Consider the following 15,938-nt stretch of genomic DNA (forward strand, 5'->3'; position numbering starts at 1 on the left):
ACGTCATCATCACAGCTTATGCGCACTGAACAAAACGCCTTTCCGCAGCTTTTGCCGCATGAAGAATCCACTCATGCCGGTCGGTTGGGAGTGGTCTTTTTTCCGGCTTTTGACTGGGCCATTTCCGCAACACACCCGGAACGCGAAGAACGACTGCTTTACACCTGCGACCAGTTACATGAAGAAGGCCTTTTCGACATTCCCGGCATCACCGAATACCGGCCGAATTTCACCGAGCAGGCCGATCTGGCGCGTGCGCATTTTTGTCTGCCGAACGTCGCGGCCGTCAGCACGGATTCGCATCTGGCCTCCGCCGGCGCGGCTGTCACGGCCGCCCGTCTTGTGCTGGAAAAAAAGGCGGACAAGGCCTTTGCCCTCGCGCGGCCGCCGGGCCACCATGCCATGCGTGTGGTCCACGGCAATCGCGGCTTCTGCAACATCAACAATGAAGCCGTCATGGTGGAATATGTCCGCGATCACTGGCCACATCCGGAAGGCCGTCCCCTGCGCATCGCCATTGTGGATACCGACGTGCACCACGGTGACGGCAGTCAGGACATATTCTGGAATGATCCGCACACGCTTTTCATTTCCCTGCATCAGGACGGCCGCACCTTGTATCCCGGCAGCGGCTTTCCGGGTGAATGCGGCGGTCCGGGAGCCCTTGGCCGTACGATAAACATTCCCCTGCCGCCGGAGACGGCGGATGAGGGATACCTGTACGCCGTCAAAAACGCCGTGCTGCCGATTCTTGCTGAATTTAAACCTGATCTCGTCATTAATTCCGCCGGGCAGGACAATCACTTCAGCGACCCCCTGGCCAACATGCGGCTCTCCGCCCAAGGCTACGCAGCCTTAAACCGTGCACTTAATCCGGATATTGCCGTGCTGGAAGGCGGGTACGCTATCCGCGGTGCGTTGCCGTATGTTAACATGGGCATTTGCCTCGCGCTGGCGGGGCTGCCTTTTGAAGACATTCGCGAGCCGGATTGGCGGCCGGAATCCGTTCGTCAGCGCCCTGAAACAAGCCGCTGTATTGCCGGCATATGCGACAAGGCCTTGCGGATGTATCGTCGCCCTCCTGTCAGACCCACAGAAGGGCAGGAAGAAGACGGCTGGTGGACGCGGCGCAGACATATTTTTTACGACACAGACATGCTGCGCGAAAGTCAGCATGAAGGCTGGCGGCTGTGCGCGGACTGTTCCGGCCTGGGACGCATTGAAACAAGCTCGGAACGCGTGGCGCGTTCTCTGTGCATTCTCATCCCGCGCCATGCCTGCCCGCGCTGCCGAGAGGAAGGCGCGGCCTTGGCGGAAAAAGGCCACAGCAGCGCACGCTACGCGCATGTGCTTATGATTGATCACAATAAAAAGGAAGCGTGATGGCAAATATTCTGATTATCGGCGCGGGCGGCGTCGGCAGTGTTGTTGCGCATAAATGCGCCGAAGCTGCAAAAAAAACAGGCGTTTTTGAAAAAATTACGCTGGCCGCGCGCACGCTTTCGCGCTGTGAAAAAGCGGCGCAAAACGTTCAAGCGCGCCTTGGCGTCAGCGTGGGCACAGCCCGTGTGAACGCGAACAATATGCAGGATCTCTACAGTCTCATCCATGCCGTCAAGGCGGATATTGTTTGTAATGTGGCGCTGCCCTATCAGAATCTGCATATTATGGACGCCTGCCTTGCCTGCGGCGCGCATTATATTGATACAGCCAATTATGAACCAGAGGACACGGCAAAATTTGAATACAAGTGGCAATGGAAGTACGCCGGTCGCTTTCGCAAAGCGGGGCTGACCTCGCTGCTGGGCTCCGGCTTTGACCCAGGCGTGACCAATGTTTTTGCGGCTTGGGTTATGAAGCACAAACTGGACGAAGTGCATGTGCTCGACATTATTGACTGTAATGACGGCGATCACGGCAGGCCTTTTGCCACCAACTTCAACCCGGAGATCAATATTCGCGAGGTGACGGCACGCGGCCGTTATTGGGAACGCGGCGAATGGGTGAAGACAGACCCGCTCGCATGGTCAATGGAATATGATTTTCCGGACGGCATAGGTCGTAAAAAATGCTTTCTGCTGTATCATGAAGAGCTGGAATCGCTTGTCACGCATTTGCAGGGCCTGCGGCGGGCGCGCTTTTGGATGACGTTTTCAGAAAATTACCTGAACCATCTCAAAGTGCTCGGCAATGTGGGCATGACCGGCACCACGCCAGTCCGTTTTGAAGGACGGGACATCGTCCCTGTGCGGTTTTTGGCGGCTCTTTTGCCTGATCCGGCTTCGCTCGGCCCTGTCACCAGGGGCAAAACCTGTATCGGCAATCTTATGCGCGGCTTGAAAGACGGGCAGGAGAAAAACGTTTACATTTACAATACCTGCGATCATGAAGCCTGCTTTGCCGAAGTCGGCGCCCAAGCTGTTTCCTATACCACGGGCGTGCCGGCCATGATAGGGACAAAACTCATTGCCGAAGGCACATGGCGCAGACCCGGCGTGTGGAACATGGAACAGTTTGATCCGGATCCTTTCATGCATGACCTCGCAACGTATGGCCTGCCCTGGCAGTGCGTGGATGCGGCATAGGCTGTGCTCTGCCCACGGCTGCTGTTTGACAAAAACCTTGTCCCTGCGCCCTGTTTTGTGCTGGACGCGTCGCGTCTTGCGGCCAACGCGGCCGTGCTTGACACGGTGCAGCGGCGCACAGGCGCAAAAATTCTGCTCGCGCTGAAAGCGTTCGCGGCCTTTGCCGCATTTCCACTGCTGTCGCGTTTTGCGGGCAACGGCCCTTTGTGGGGCGTGTGCGCGAGCTCTGTTGACGAAGCACGTCTTGGACGCGAAGAATTCGGCGGAGAAGTTCACGCCTTTGCGGCTGCCTGGACGGATGAAGAAATAGCGGAACTGCTCCATCTGGCGGATTATATTGTTTTTAATTCCGCAGCCCAGTGGCGCCGCTTTCGGCCGATGATTACAGCCGGCAACATTGGGCGCTCACAACCTATCGCGTGCGGCCTCAGAATCAATCCGGAGCATTCTGAAGTCACAACACCGCGTTATGACCCATGTGCGCCTAGTTCACGCCTCGGCATACGCCTGCGGCATTTTGACCCGGCCGCGCTTGACGGAATTTCCGGCCTGCATCTGCACACACTCTGCGAGCTTGACGCGAACGCCCTTGCCCGCACGTTGGCGGCGACGGAAGCGAAGTTCTCCACCTGGCTGTCAGCATGCGCATGGATAAACCTGGGCGGCGGGCATCACATCACACGCCTGGGCTATAACCTCGATCTGCTCTGTGATTCTCTTATAACATGGCGTGAGCGTTATCATGCTCAAATCTATCTGGAACCTGGTGAAGCTGTTGCACTGAACGCCGGCTGGCTTGCCGCAACTGTACTGGACGTGGTGGAAGCCGACATGCCCGTGGCCGTGCTGAACATATCGGCCGCCTGTCATACTCCGGACGTGCTGGAAATGCCTTACAGACCGGAGGCGCTGTATGAAGCCGCCGACGGCATAGTTCGCGCCGGCGCGGCGGGAGAGACGGCCTTCACCTGCCGTTTGGCCGGGAAGTCCTGTCTGGCGTGCGATGTGTTTGGCGAATATGCCTTTGCCGCACCCCTCCAGATCGGGCAGCGTCTGGTTTTTGAAGATATGGCCATATACAGCATGGTCAAAACCACCACTTTCAACGGCCTGCGCTTGCCTTTCGTCGGCATGTGCGAGGAGGATGCAACACAGGGCTTGCGCTTTCGTCTTTTGCGCACATTCGGCTATGAAGATTTCAAAAGCCGTCTTTCGTAAAACGTGAAATCGGCGAGCGCCCGCTTTATATCAGGACGCGGAGGCCAGGCTTGCGGCGCGGGCTGAAGAAGAAGGCATCGGCGTTTGTCCCGGCTGCGGAGACACATCCTCCAAAGGCGGCTGCACGAGCGCCGGCCGGTTTTTCGCCAGCGTGTTTTATTGTTCTGGTTCGGGTGGGTCAGGGCTTTGTACAATCTCAATCTGCAGCAGTTCGGCGGCACGGGCTGTGCCATGCATTGAGCCGCGCCGCCGGGGCGTTTCACCCTGCATGTCTTGCACGGATCGTCGCGTCATCAGTATGCCGGGTTCTCTGTTCGATAGACCGTCCAGGTATTCACTGACCGTCACAAAGCGGCTGCACCCGCCGGCGCGCAGTTGTCCAACAATTCTCGGTAGATCGTCCACTGTTGCCCTGTGTGTGTCGTGGAACAGAAAAATGCCGCGCAACGCACCGGTCGGGCAGACTTGGCCGCGTCCGTTGCGCAGGTCGACATAGTTTGCCGGCAGTCGTCGCCAGTCTTTGGTGTCTACAGACCAGAGAATAATAGAAAGCCCCAATGACTCGGCCACTTCCACCGTGGAATTGTCAAAAGAGCCGTAGGGCGGCCGTAAAAAAAGAGGCTCTGCCCCAAGGGAGCGCAGCAGGACGTCTGTACGGGCGATTTCCGCCAATTTGCGGTCGCGGGACACCGTGCGCAGATTGGGGTGCGACCAGGAATGATTGCCCACCTCATGACCCTCAGCCACTATGCGTCTGACCAGATACGGATATTTTTTAGCCATACTGCCCACCAAAAAAAATGTGGCTGGGATGCCGTAATCGCTAAGCGCGTCGAGCAGTTGGGGCGTAAAACGCGAAGGGCCGTCGTCAAATGTGAGAGCGCAGAGGTTTTCATTCATGGGCTGGTCTATGATAACGCCGGCGTCTACCACGCGGGCGGCGACAGGGTTGGCCGCCGAGACGGCCAGACAACAGCACAGGGACGCGAGAACATATTGCCTCAAAAACTTCATTGCCGTCTTTCCCTGTTCCTCCACGAACATCACCTGTAAAATACTTCTGTCTTTTCTATATAACTCACTATTTAGTCATGATCAATTCTCCCTTGTCCGAATGCTTTTCGGGATAATCCGTAAATCCCTTGCTGTATATTTTAAAGTCCATACTTCATCTCTTAGCGATAGTATAACTGTGAGGAAACGATTTGTCAACGAATTATGTATCTTCTGCTGCCGACAGCTAAGTTAGCATAGCGCACCATTAACCCTTTACCGCTTGCATTTTTCCCATGTCCGCTGCCATAAGCGTTTCTCAGTGCGACGATATTCCCTGCTATCCCATGGCAGATTGCCTAATATCGCTTTTACAGTTATTTTCATGCTTGCTTTGACTTGAGGCTTATATTCCAAATCTTCGACGATATTACCGCCGCTCTCTTCGAGAATTGTTTTACAGCAACTTTCGATAAATTCGTTTACTTTATCTACAGCTTCAATTGAAGCATGCGGCGAAGATTTTTCTCCTCAAAATTCCGCCCGTATTTATCCGTCAATTGTCGGGCCAGTGTCACGACAATTTGCTTGCCGTGATCAGCCCGTTTGTTTTGCAAAATCTCTTCGTTGACGCGCTTGCCGATTTTCTAGAAAAGCAGGGTCAGGGCATAATTGGCCTGAGAGACGACCGCGCTTCTGGTCTGCTCAATCAGAGAGAAGATTTCGGAGAACAGGGTTTGCTCAGGAAGATTTTCACTCATACCGCGCCGCCGTGTTTTTTATTGCCGCTTATTTCGGCGGTTCTGCCTTCCAACTCCACAAGGTCATCTCCGGCGGCATCCTCCAGGTCGATACGTCGGGCATGAAAAAGCTCGTACTGGCTTTCAGCGTGAGCTTTGGCGGCATCCCGCGCTGATCCGACCGGCATGGGTAAGAACAGGCAATTCCTGATCGGCCAGAAATTTATCCAGCCACGTTTCCCAATCAGCCATATACACAACCTGCCGCCGCCGGGCGCGAAATTCCGCCTGATCCAGAAACATGGTCACGATACGGTTCAAGGTATCCAGTTCATCGGCATTGAGATAGGATTTGGCTGTGCCGACATCCGCTTTGCGGATTCGATTGCCCGTCCAGTTGGTCAGTCCCATATTCGGTTCGGCGGCATCGGCGCGGCTTTGGATGATCTCCGCTGCTGTTTTTCCGGCTGCGGCCCAGTGCAGCTTATTTTGGACAGTCTGGAAAAATTTGTGCAAAGCCCCCTGGTTTTGTTGGGCATAATCAGTGGAAAGGGCGAAAATATCCCGCAGCTTACGATAAAAAACTTTTTCCGCGCTGCGAATATCCCGAATACGGGCGAGCAGTTCGTCAAAATATTCCGCGCCTTGGGGATAGCCGCTTTTGAGACGGGCATCGTCCAGCAGAAAGCCCTTTTCCAAAAATTCCCGCAAATGTTCCGTGGCCCACTGGCGGAACTGGACACCCCGTTGGGAACGTACCCGATAGCCAACGGCCAGAACAGCTTCCAGACGGTATAGCTTGATTTGGTATTTTTTTCGGTCAGTTGCAGTTATTAACTTTTCGTTAATAACTGCATGGGCGTCCAATTCCCCTTCCGTGAAAATTGCGCGCAGGAGCTTGGAAATGGCAGGAACACTGACCTGATATAATTGAGCCATTTCTTTTTGCGAGAGCCACACCGTGCCGTTTTCAAGCCTGAGCTGCATAGCGGAACTGCCGTCCGGCGTGGTATAGAGAATGAGTTCTCCCACACGATCCGGGGTGTTTTCGCTCATGCCGCACTCCATAATCATGGAAAAATTAATGTCATTTATTGTTTTCACGAGAAAATTCTCACACCAAGCCAAAGTATTTTTCAAAAAACTTCAGCATCCTGTCTATAACATTCTGTTTCTTGGCGGTTCGTTCACCGCCGCCGGAGAATCGCGATACTGGAGGTAATATTTTATCAATATCTGTACCGGTTACTTTTAACATGCCGTCACGGAAAGAATTATCAACAAACTTTCTAGTCTCTTCGGGTTTCAGAAGTTCATCAGCAATAAGCGCGGCAAGGTCATTATCTTTTTGTTCTTGAACGAATTTTTTCCACTCATCATCAACTTTTGTTGATATATTGACTTTTTCAATGAAATGTAAAATTAATTCTTTTTTACTTCTAAGTTCAATGCTTGAGTCAATCGCTTTTTGTATGTTAATTATTATAGACTTATCTTTACAATTATATTCATGATACTTAAAAACAAGCATAAGAATGTAATCAATATTAACTTCTATTTGTTTTACAAGTTCAATTTCAAATATAATATCATCATTTATATTTTCTTTATCTGAGTTTTTAACCCTATTAACCTCATGATATAAATCAATATATATACTTTGATAATCTTGGAAATCCCTAGATGATAAAATTTCATTTCCGGCAAAGTCGTCAAAAGCAGAAAGAATATTTTTCATCCGTAAAATTGCGCCATATAGCCTGATAAAATTCTTTTGATTCTCTTCACCGGCAATAGGTTCGCCAAGAGGATATATAGTTGTAAGTTTATCAATTAATTCAGTATATCCAGTTTTATGCGCTCCATTTTCATCATTATAGCCATTGTAATAATCATTATATGTTTTAAGCAAGAACTAAGCCGCCAGCCTCTTTATCTCCGAAAAGTGCAATAGCGTCGTCTGTAGCCTGTTTCAAGTCACGAAAGCAGATAATATTCCCAAAGGCTTTGATAGCATTGAGTATGCGATTGGTGCGGGAAAAAGCCTGAATAAGCCCGTGTTGTTTAAGATTTTTGTCTATCCAAAGGGTATTGAGGGTTGTGGCGTCAAAGCCCGTCAAAAACATATTGACCACTATCAGCAAGTCTATTTCTCTATTCTTGAGGCGCTGTGATATATCTTTGTAGTAATTTTGAAATTTGTCCGCGCTGGTATCATAATTGACATGAAACCTTTTATTGTAATCAGCTATAGCTACCTCAAGAAAATCGCGAGAAGTCTTATCGAGCTTATCGTTCTCAAAGCCCTCATCCGGCAAATTATCGGCAGGATCATCTTCATTGGCGCTGAAGCTAAAAATCGTCGCCAAGGCAAGGCTGCGCCCGGAGGAGGAAAGCTGCCGCTGAAATTCCGTATAATATTTCATGGCTATAGGAATGGAGGCTACGGCAAACAAAGAATTGAACCCCGCCACACGCATGCCTTTCAAGGTATAAAAAATGTTGCGTTTGATTTTTTGATCAAAATGGTCAAGGATATAGGAGACAATTTCCCGTATGCGCTCAGGTGCCCCCATTGCCCTTTCTATATCAATGGCGCGGATTTGGCTGTCCTCTATGCCATCTGTCATTTGCACGGTATTGACATAATCTATGCGGAAAGGCAGCACATTACCGTCATTAATCGCATTAACTATGGTATAGGTGTGCAGTTTTTCGCCAAAAGCCTGCTCCGTGGTCCGCAAAAGAGGATTTCCCCCTATGCCGGAATTTACAGTGAAAATTGGCGTACCCGTGAAGCCGAATAAGTGATAATTTTTGAATGCGTTGACAATCTTGATATGCATATCACCAAATTGTGAACGGTGGCACTCGTCAAAAATCAAAACCATGCGCTGCTTGAAAACACTATGCCCCTTATTTTTAGAAATAAATATATCAAGCTTTTGTATTGTGGTGATGATGATGCGGGCATTCACGTCTTCCAGCTGCTTCTGGAGTACGCGGGTAGATGGATATGTGTTCCGGGTTCAGCATGGGACGGGATGATACGCCAAGAGACGAAAATTGTCATGGCCCGGCATTTCCGCCTTTCGGCGTTTTGTTTGAATGGACATATCCTTGGGAGCCCCTGCGGAGCATCCCCGTCCCTCGCCCACAGTTTTTCAGGCCGGGAGCAAGGCTGGTGTTCCGCACGGGCTGGAGCGCTTCGGTCAAGCCGGAAGCTACATCCTCTTTGGCGGCTTGGGCCGCTTTGCGCTCTTTCTTTTCCTCGCCGGGGTCAATGCCCTTGGCAAGCAGTTCCTTGGCTTCGTCACGCTGGGCACGGGCGTCTTTCAGTGAAACGGCGGGGTACGCGCCGAAACTCAGAAGTTTTTGCTTGCCGTTAAGCGGTACGCCAGCCGCCAGAGTTTTCCGCCGGTAGGGGCGCAATGCAGGTACAGGCCGCCGCCGTCCGAAAGCTTTTGCACTTTGTCGATGGCCTTCAGGTTGCGGATATGCGTGTCGGTCAGGTTCATAGCGGCCTCCTCTCCAGCATGTTGGTATAAAAATCGGCGTTGGTATCGCTAAAAGTCACTCTACCAAAGAATCTACCAAAAAAAGAAAGCTGTCACGGTACATCCTGGTATTTCGTGGGACAAACGAGAAGCCCGGAATTGCCGTTTTATTCAGCAATTGCGGGCTTCTTGAGACTGTTTTAGACTATTTCTTGGTGCCGAAGGGGAGACTCGAACTCCCACTCCCTTACGAGAACCAGATCCTGAACCTGGCGTGTCTGCCAATTCCACCACTTCGGCATGTTGACTTGCATAACCCATCAAACCATCTTTGACAAGCAAATGTTCAATGGTCTGCAATGTTCTCTACTAGTGTTCGCCGCTTTCTGCCAGGGCAGGGGCATGTAAAAAAGTCTTTAAAATGAGGAAATGCCCCAAGCAAAGCTTGGGGGTTACCTGTTTTTATTAAATCTAGTCAATCTTGTGACTACACCATATAGCAGTCTTTGGAGAAACGTGCTCGTTTGAACGACATGTGCCAATGGCGAATCCACTATTCACATAGCATCCGCTTGCACGAGCCGCGCCTTTTCAAGTCGCAATGGAAGCGGCGTCACAAAGCCGGCCGGAGCGATGTCCATACGGATAAGACACCACGCGCCCAACAACGGCAAAACACGCAGACAAGCATGGCAAACGGCGCTCGTGCCCTGTTTGTCCCATGTACAGACAGGACCGGCCAACGCGCTCAGCGACGTCAGGCGGCCGACATCCAAATTTTTCAACAAACGCCACACCCGCCACCAGATGTGCGACGGAGCAGGCAAAAAGTCCTTGCACCCGCACAGCGTGTAAGCGACATACGGCAACGACGCTGCGTTCCAGAACGTGACGGCAAGCCCCCCGGCGGCCACTCGCAAGGCCTCGCGCACGCTTGCGGCGAGACCGGCCGTGTTTGAAACAGCCACATGTAGAATGACCCAATCAAACGCATCGTCCTCAAAGGGCAGGTGGTCGTCAGCCGCTGCCGCCACGTCAGCCTTGAAAGAAACATTTTCAAGAGCTAGGGCCCGCAATTCAGGCGCAAGCTCCGTCCCTGTCACGTCAAAGCCACAGTCCCTGAACATAGGCAAAAAAAAGCCCGCGCCGCAGTTTATTTCCAGAAGGCTTTTGCCGCGGCGCGGCCATACCGCCAGACTGTTTTGCAAAAGATCCGCGCGCGCTTTCAGGGCAAGGCGGCCTGAGGCTTGCATAAAGCGATTTTTATTCTGCGACATGCCCGTTTCCCGTCAATCTCAGCCTCCACGCATATATGGGCTATACGACAAGAGTAAACAGGTTAAAACGCTGCCCAACGGCCGCGCCGAACAGGGCGAAAATAAAAATCACTGTGGACAGAACAGATAATATGCGGTGCATGATGTTCCTTCAATCGCCTCCGGCATTTCCCCCCAACAAACCTGCAGCAGAAGGCAAAAACTTGCATACTGGAGAGATGTACATAAAAAACATCCGGATGGCAACGTCGCCATATGGCAACAACGGATAATACCTTGCAGGGCGCCCTTTGAACAGTTTGAAACAATCTCCGCGTAAACGCGGCCGATTACGTTTGAACAAGCCGAAAACGATGGTTTCCCCCGTGCTCCACTGTCACCTTGCCCCCCTTATCATCCCGGACAAGCACAATGGACAGATTTTTGCTGTTTCAAGGAGCCTGCGCGGGGCATTGCGAGCGGGACGATTGCGACGTTCCCGCGTTGCAAACCGTGACGGCTCCGGCTTTAGATACTTGTACATTGCCCGGATGTCGATCCAAGGCTCTGTACATAAGATCAAAAGTAAAATTTAAGCAATTAGACACTAGAAATTCATTCTATTGCCTTGGAAAAGTGACAAAAAACCTTGTCAAGTCAAAAAAGATTGCGTAAGCAATTTGACGCGTCATTATTCAGACGCGGCACGGCAAGGTAGCTCAGTTGGTTAGAGCATGCGGTTCATACCCGCAGTGTCGAGGGTTCAAATCCCCCCCTTGCTACCAAGAATGAATCCGATAAGGATTGACATAGCCCCCGGGAGACTACGGAGTGTGGCCTTCCGGGGCTTCTTATTTTCTGGGGAGAAACGGGGTAAACTTATCAAATCCAGCTCAAGATGTTACAAAAATCGTGACGTTTGTACCTCCAGGGCATGTATAGATCCACCCCCGAGTCAAAAATTTTTTGAGACGATATCAGATGCAATTCATGTATCCGGCATCTTTCTGAGGAAACCCAAGTGCCATGATAATATCCGTGCTATGGCCACAATCAATCGACCGATCTTAAAGATTTTTGCCCTCAGCCGGGTTTTCCCATAGGTTGTCAAACATCACCATATTACTTTATGTTATCCGTTATCTGTCAAGCCGCCTGGTTTTGTGGACATGCTTTTGACATATTAAAATTTTCCTTGAATTTCAATTGGATATACTCTATCTGAAATTCGATGACGAAAAGGCAAGAGTGAAATATGCCGTGAAAGAGGACAAGTAGTGTTCTGAAAGGGCATCTGGACATTTATCAACGCGAAAGATATTCATTGAGCGAAACGCCCGCAAGGCAAAGTGTTGAAAAGCAGGGATGGGAAGATGGCGCCTACCAGAGTGTTGCTTATGGATGAAGGGAAAAATGTCACGCGCATACTCGCGAAGCGTCTTGCGCAGGCCGCGGCCGCTGATGGAAAAGAGGCGCTGGACGCTATGGATGCGTTGCGGATTTTCGCTGGTGCTTATTGTTATGGACGGCATTGAAGCGCTGAGCCACATTGTTGAGCGTTGGCCCCATGCGCGGGATAGGGAAGCGGCGCTTTTAGAATGTATATTCTTCAAGACACTAACAATCAAACAGTGTCAGAACGCTGGATAAAAGACAAAGAAATATGCCACACACATGCAAACGGCAGGCGCTTGCGCTGCTGCTCGCGCTTTTTGGTTGGATGGGCGCGGTGTTCGTTTGGCCCAAGCCGGCGTGTGCCGACGATCTGACAAAACAACTGGAAAAAGTGTTTCGCGAACGGCCGGATATCGTCATGGACGTATTGCGCTGCAACAGCGAATCTGTTCTGGATATAGCCCAACAGGGATCAAATTTGCGTCGCAAGCGCAATCTTGAAGCACAGTGGCGCGAAGACATGGGAATCGAAAAGCGGGTGCGAGTTGAAGGGCGACCTGTGCTCGGCTCGCCTAAAGCAAAAGTGCGTATCATCGCGTTTTCAGACTTTACCTGCCGTTTCTGTCAACAGGCATCAGTGACTGTCAACGGGCTGCTGAAAGAATATGGCAAGGATGTGAGCCTGATTTTTAAAAATATACCTCTAGAGTCAAATGGCATAGCCGGGCAGGCGGCAGCCTGCTTTCTCGGTATAGCGCAACAGAGCAAAAAAAAATCCTGGCAGTTTTATAATACGCTTTTTGCCAAACGCGATCGTTTGATCAGGGAAGGGGAGGAATTTATAAAAAAAACAGCAGAAGATCTGGGCGTGGACGTGAAACGTATGCAGCGGGATGCGAAAAGTAAAAAAATAACAGACATGCTGGCTGAAGATCAGGAAGACTCGCAAAAACTGGGCGTAGAAGGCACGCCGTATTTTCTGGTCAATAATCTTGTGCTGCGGGGCGTGTTGTCGAAAGAACTGTTCAAGGCAGCCGTTGACATGGCGCTGAGTCAGACAGGGAAATAAGCAAAAGAGGTTCGCACAGCTTGTGTCTGACAGTATGCTGGTTGTATAATAACGCGTGTCATCCCGCGTCGCAACTGGTTCAAATCTGATTGCTGCATCTTTTCCCAAGAAAAAATGCCACTTATATCGCCCGCCGTTAGTTCGGTAGCATAATCGGTAGCATAAGTGGAACTGTCATCCAAATTCATTTGTCCTCTGACAGAGCGCGTACTTGTTCATAGCGGAAACATGAGGTTAGATGATCGTTGACTAGGCCCATAGCCTGTATCTGTGCGTAAACGACGATACTGCCCATGAATTTGAAGCCCAGCTTCTTCATTTCCTTGGCAATGTCGTCGGAAAGAGGGCTGGTGGGAGGAACCTCGCACATGTTTTTCCTTGCGTTCTGGACAGGCTTTCCGTCCACGAATCTCCATAACCACTTGCTGAAGCTGCCATGTTTGGCGGCCAAGTCAAGAAAAATGCGTGCATTGTGAATGGCGCTTTCGATTTTCTTGCGATTGCGCACGATGGAAGCATCCGCCATCAGCCGCTCTATATCCTGTCTCGTGAAGCGGGCCACTTGTTCAGGATCAAATCCCACGAAACAACGCCGATAGCCTACACGCTTTTTAAGGATGGTATTCCAGGAGAGCCCTGCTTGTGCTGATTCCAGAATAAGAAATTCAAACTGGCTCAAGTCATCGTAGCGAGGGACGCCCCATTCCTCGTCGTGGTAGCGGATTGCAAGGTCAAGGCCGCTTGCCCACCCGCAACGTGTCTTTTCTGTTGTAGACATGAGCAGCAATCACCAATCTCTTGTGCAAAGGCAGGCTGCATGCCGGGTCTTGCCGGAGCGGGCCTACCCGGGCCGCTATTTTCGCATAATTGCCGGTTCTCTCTGAAAGTTCAACATCTTATGCAATCTGCAAATAAAACTAAAACTGCACAGATTTTTAAATATATGGAAGTCTGATAGCAGTTGCCGATGGTTATTCGAACGTCTTCCATTGCATGAGCATATATAATGGCTGGCTGATTCCCAAATCGATGTAAGACGATTTGTTTATTTGAGAGTACTCACAACTTGTTGTTATGTCAAAAAAAACAAAAAAGAATATTTTGAGGGATTCCCATGCGCGGCACTTCCAGCACAGGTCAGCCACTGCACCGGCCGTAATAACACATCCCTACACTATTGCGCCCTGAAACAATCCGGGAAATCCGGCGGAGCGGTTTCCCCAATTCCGTTTACCGTTGAACCTACTCGCGGAACGGGTGCCTGATGCTGCTGTCAAGGGTACTTTGACAAAACTGGAGCGAGCTTCCACGTCTAATCAATTATTGCAGTACATGTTAATTCACTAAAATTATTTATGATATATTTTTTATAAATATATCTGATTCTGGAACGATGCCCCTTTCTGTTTTGTCAAAACAGAAAGGAGGCATAGCATAGAAATCCGCCATGCCGAAAAAATGGAATGACGCCAAGCCTGCGGAAAAACTGCTTTTCCTCTTTACCCTGCTGCTGTTTGACGGGCGCGAGGTTAGCCTGAAGCAAGTCTCCAGCACCCTAGGCTGTCCAAAACAGTCGATCACGCGCCTGAATCGCCGACATCCCTCGCCCTTGCACCGTTTGCAAAAGTTCGCTTTAATACGGCGGGGAAGTAAACATCTGCCTGGACAGGAGGAGGGAAACAAAGGCGCGTTCGCTTTGATGAAAGATAAACCGGTTACCGCATGTGTGCGAATGGCGTACAGCAAGACATCGTAGCCAGGCAGCAGGCCACACAGAAAAAGGGCTTAGGTTTTATCTATAACCTCTTGATTTTTCTGGCGCGCTCGGAGCGATTCGAACGCCCGACCTACAGGTTCGTAGCCTGTTGCTCTATCCAGCTGAGCTACGAGCGCGTAATGGTCTATTTAATCAAGCCACAGTCTTTCGTCAAGCTTTTTGTTGATTGCCTTATCCATATGGTAAAAACACTGAAATCAGCGAATATAAAAATGAGAAAGGGAACCTTCAAAACAGAGATAACACCGGTCGAAAAGGGCAGCGTCAGTCACAACAGCACCTTCATCATTAAGCGCATCATAGGCCTGACACGCAATTTCAACCCCACGAAGCAGCAGAGCCAGTTTTGAAAGCTCTTGAAAACGCTATTGACGTGTAGTCCACAGCAAAACGCACCTGATCTGAATGGCAGCAAGAAATGATACGGAATGGCCCTTGCTGTATAAACAGAAATCGTACAAGACTGCTCAAAAGCAACCCTCCATGACATAATCCGAGGTCGTATAGAGCTTGAAAGGGGAGAGAGGACGAACCATGACGCTGATTGATCTGCACACCCACACAAACGCTTCAGACGGCACAGACAGCCCTACCGAACTGATTGCCAAGGCGCACGCGGCAGGGCTTACCGCCGTAGCCGTGACGGACCATAACACTGTTGCCGGTCTGGATGAGGCCGAAGAAGCCGGCCGCGCGCTGAATATTGCCGTGATCCGCGGGTGCGAGATTTCCGCCTTCACAGAACACGGTGAAATGCACATTTTGGGACTCTGGCTGCCCCGGGATGTTGGCCCCTTGCAGAAGCTTCTGCACTATCTGCTGGCTAACCGCGCGGAACGCAATGTCAGAATACTGGAAAGGCTGCGTACCCTCGGCCTTGACGTCAGCATGGAAGAAGTGCGGGATGAGGCGTGCTGTGCAAACGTGGGGAGGATGCACATCGCGGCTGTGCTGCTGCGCCGGGGGTATGTGGGCAATGTGCAGGAAGCTTTCAGCAGATATTTAGGGGGGCAGGGAAGGGCGTATCTTCCCAAAGATGTGCTGACTCCGGAGGAAGCCGTGCGCTCGCTGGCGGACCTAGGCGCCACAGTGAGTCTTGCCCACCCAATGCTGAAAAAATACCCGGCCGGTTGGCCGGAAAATTTTGTGACCCGCCTTGCGGGCTATGGCCTGTCAGCGCTGGAGGCGTGGCACAGCGAACAAACTAAGGCTGACACGCGCGCCTGCCGCGCCATTGCCGAACGTTTCAGCCTTGGTTTGAGCGGTGGGTCGGATTACCACGGCGCAAACAAGCCCGGCTTACGGCTTGGCGTGGGCTACGGTGACTTGCGGGTGAGCTGTGACGTGCTGGAAGGGCTTATGCACATGCGGCGCGCAGCGGGCCTGCTCTGCCCATGACACGCAGAGG

At 51.1% G+C, this 15,938-nt stretch carries 15 protein-coding genes, 3 tRNA genes and 2 pseudogenes; 7 read left to right on the forward strand and 13 right to left on the reverse strand.

Going from position 1 to position 15,938, the window contains the following annotated elements:
• Positions 1–18 precede the first annotated feature (18 nt).
• From RSDT_RS04070 to nspC, 3 genes are read left to right on the forward strand one after another with little or no spacing between them, the layout of a single operon-like run.
• Positions 19–1,383 (forward strand): histone deacetylase family protein, encoded by a 1,365-nt coding sequence (locus RSDT_RS04070; protein WP_096399666.1) that lies wholly within the window; start codon positions 19–21, stop codon positions 1,381–1,383.
• The gene (locus RSDT_RS04075) at positions 1,383–2,585 is read left to right on the forward strand and encodes a saccharopine dehydrogenase family protein (RefSeq protein ID WP_096399667.1); all 1,203 of its coding nucleotides are present in this window, start codon (positions 1,383–1,385) and stop codon (positions 2,583–2,585) included. The genes RSDT_RS04070 and RSDT_RS04075 overlap by 1 nt, the downstream gene beginning before the upstream one ends.
• A 3-nt stretch (positions 2,586–2,588) precedes the next feature.
• Positions 2,589–3,803, forward strand: a complete 1,215-nt coding sequence (gene nspC, locus RSDT_RS04080; RefSeq protein ID WP_096399668.1) for a carboxynorspermidine decarboxylase — start codon at positions 2,589–2,591, stop codon at positions 3,801–3,803.
• A 156-nt stretch (positions 3,804–3,959) separates the two neighbouring features.
• Here nspC and RSDT_RS04085 read toward each other — a convergent pair whose 3' ends face one another.
• From RSDT_RS04085 to RSDT_RS07410, 11 genes and pseudogenes are all read right to left on the reverse strand, one after another.
• Positions 3,960–4,817 carry a polysaccharide deacetylase family protein gene (locus RSDT_RS04085; protein ID WP_096399669.1) on the reverse strand — a complete coding sequence of 286 codons (858 nt, stop codon included), beginning with the start codon at positions 4,815–4,817 and terminating at the stop codon, positions 3,960–3,962.
• Positions 4,818–5,011: 194 nt separating this feature from the next.
• Positions 5,012–5,152 (reverse strand): abortive infection family protein, encoded by a 141-nt coding sequence (locus RSDT_RS07875; RefSeq protein WP_197702134.1) that lies wholly within the window; start codon positions 5,150–5,152, stop codon positions 5,012–5,014.
• Between the two features lie 135 nt (positions 5,153–5,287).
• The gene (locus RSDT_RS07880; RefSeq protein ID WP_145954823.1) at positions 5,288–5,440 is read right to left on the reverse strand and encodes a DUF1016 N-terminal domain-containing protein; all 153 of its coding nucleotides are present in this window, start codon (positions 5,438–5,440) and stop codon (positions 5,288–5,290) included.
• A gap of 113 nt (positions 5,441–5,553) precedes the next feature.
• A complete protein-coding gene (locus RSDT_RS07055) occupies positions 5,554–5,724 on the reverse strand; it encodes a hypothetical protein (RefSeq protein ID WP_172414411.1) in 171 nt (56 codons plus the stop codon).
• Positions 5,681–6,640 carry a RhuM family protein gene (rhuM, locus tag RSDT_RS04095; protein WP_145954808.1) on the reverse strand — a complete coding sequence of 320 codons (960 nt, stop codon included), beginning with the start codon at positions 6,638–6,640 and terminating at the stop codon, positions 5,681–5,683. Before rhuM ends, RSDT_RS07055 begins: the two co-directional genes overlap by 44 nt.
• A gap of 10 nt (positions 6,641–6,650) precedes the next feature.
• Positions 6,651–7,448 (reverse strand): type I restriction endonuclease subunit R, EcoR124 family, encoded by a 798-nt coding sequence (locus RSDT_RS07200; RefSeq protein WP_197702094.1) that lies wholly within the window; start codon positions 7,446–7,448, stop codon positions 6,651–6,653.
• Positions 7,441–8,514, reverse strand: a complete 1,074-nt coding sequence (locus tag RSDT_RS07205; protein ID WP_197702095.1) for an HsdR family type I site-specific deoxyribonuclease — start codon at positions 8,512–8,514, stop codon at positions 7,441–7,443. Before RSDT_RS07205 ends, RSDT_RS07200 begins: the two co-directional genes overlap by 8 nt.
• Before the next feature lie 91 nt (positions 8,515–8,605).
• Positions 8,606–9,054, reverse strand: a pseudogene (locus RSDT_RS04105) (Arm DNA-binding domain-containing protein).
• A gap of 192 nt (positions 9,055–9,246) precedes the next feature.
• Positions 9,247–9,333, reverse strand: a tRNA-Leu gene (locus RSDT_RS04110).
• Positions 9,334–9,590: 257 nt separating this feature from the next.
• Positions 9,591–10,310, reverse strand: a complete 720-nt coding sequence (locus tag RSDT_RS04115; protein ID WP_231941771.1) for a class I SAM-dependent methyltransferase — start codon at positions 10,308–10,310, stop codon at positions 9,591–9,593.
• Positions 10,311–10,574: 264 nt separating this feature from the next.
• A pseudogene (locus RSDT_RS07410) lies at positions 10,575–10,674 on the reverse strand (IS1595 family transposase); the annotation flags it as partial.
• 323 nt (positions 10,675–10,997) lie between these two features.
• Here RSDT_RS07410 and RSDT_RS04120 point away from each other — a divergent pair.
• The 3 genes from RSDT_RS04120 (at position 10,998) to RSDT_RS04125 (ending at position 12,753) form a co-directional block, all read left to right on the forward strand.
• Positions 10,998–11,074 (forward strand) — tRNA-Met (locus RSDT_RS04120).
• 588 nt (positions 11,075–11,662) lie between these two features.
• Positions 11,663–11,824, forward strand: coding sequence for a hypothetical protein (locus RSDT_RS07065; RefSeq protein WP_172414414.1), 162 nt, complete (start codon positions 11,663–11,665; stop codon positions 11,822–11,824).
• Between the two features lie 128 nt (positions 11,825–11,952).
• A complete protein-coding gene (locus RSDT_RS04125; RefSeq protein WP_096399671.1) occupies positions 11,953–12,753 on the forward strand; it encodes a DsbA family protein in 801 nt (266 codons plus the stop codon).
• Positions 12,754–12,937: 184 nt separating this feature from the next.
• Here RSDT_RS04125 and RSDT_RS04130 read toward each other — a convergent pair whose 3' ends face one another.
• Together RSDT_RS04130 and RSDT_RS04140 are read right to left on the reverse strand one after the other, a co-directional pair.
• Complete coding sequence (locus tag RSDT_RS04130) at positions 12,938–13,531, reverse strand: DNA-3-methyladenine glycosylase I (RefSeq protein ID WP_096399672.1); 594 nt, start codon at positions 13,529–13,531, stop codon at positions 12,938–12,940.
• A gap of 1,038 nt (positions 13,532–14,569) precedes the next feature.
• Positions 14,570–14,646 (reverse strand) — tRNA-Arg (locus RSDT_RS04140).
• Between the two features lie 418 nt (positions 14,647–15,064).
• Here RSDT_RS04140 and RSDT_RS04150 point away from each other — a divergent pair.
• Entirely contained in the window at positions 15,065–15,928 is an 864-nt protein-coding gene (locus tag RSDT_RS04150; RefSeq protein WP_096399675.1) for a PHP domain-containing protein, read from the forward strand.
• Positions 15,929–15,938 lie beyond the last annotated feature (10 nt).

The sequence above is a fragment of the Candidatus Desulfovibrio trichonymphae genome (genome assembly GCF_002355955.1).
GTDB classification, from domain to species: Bacteria; Desulfobacterota; Desulfovibrionia; order Desulfovibrionales; family Desulfovibrionaceae; genus Desulfovibrio; species Desulfovibrio trichonymphae.

What these genes read in the sequence shown, in the direction of transcription:
- RSDT_RS04075 (WP_096399667.1), top strand. Translation starts at nt 1,383, where the DNA reads ATGGCAAATATTCTGATTATCGGCGCGGGCGGCGTCGGCAGTGTTGTT.
- RSDT_RS07065 (WP_172414414.1), top strand. Translation starts at nt 11,663, where the DNA reads ATGGCGCCTACCAGAGTGTTGCTTATGGATGAAGGGAAAAATGTCACG.
- RSDT_RS04125 (WP_096399671.1), top strand. Translation starts at nt 11,953, where the DNA reads ATGCCACACACATGCAAACGGCAGGCGCTTGCGCTGCTGCTCGCGCTT.
- RSDT_RS04130 (WP_096399672.1), bottom strand. Translation starts at nt 13,531, where the DNA reads ATGTCTACAACAGAAAAGACACGTTGCGGGTGGGCAAGCGGCCTTGAC.
- RSDT_RS04115 (WP_231941771.1), bottom strand. Translation starts at nt 10,310, where the DNA reads ATGTCGCAGAATAAAAATCGCTTTATGCAAGCCTCAGGCCGCCTTGCC.
- RSDT_RS04070 (WP_096399666.1), top strand. Translation starts at nt 19, where the DNA reads ATGCGCACTGAACAAAACGCCTTTCCGCAGCTTTTGCCGCATGAAGAA.
- RSDT_RS07055 (WP_172414411.1), bottom strand. Translation starts at nt 5,724, where the DNA reads ATGCCGGTCGGATCAGCGCGGGATGCCGCCAAAGCTCACGCTGAAAGC.
- RSDT_RS04085 (WP_096399669.1), bottom strand. Translation starts at nt 4,817, where the DNA reads ATGAAGTTTTTGAGGCAATATGTTCTCGCGTCCCTGTGCTGTTGTCTG.
- RSDT_RS04150 (WP_096399675.1), top strand. Translation starts at nt 15,065, where the DNA reads ATGACGCTGATTGATCTGCACACCCACACAAACGCTTCAGACGGCACA.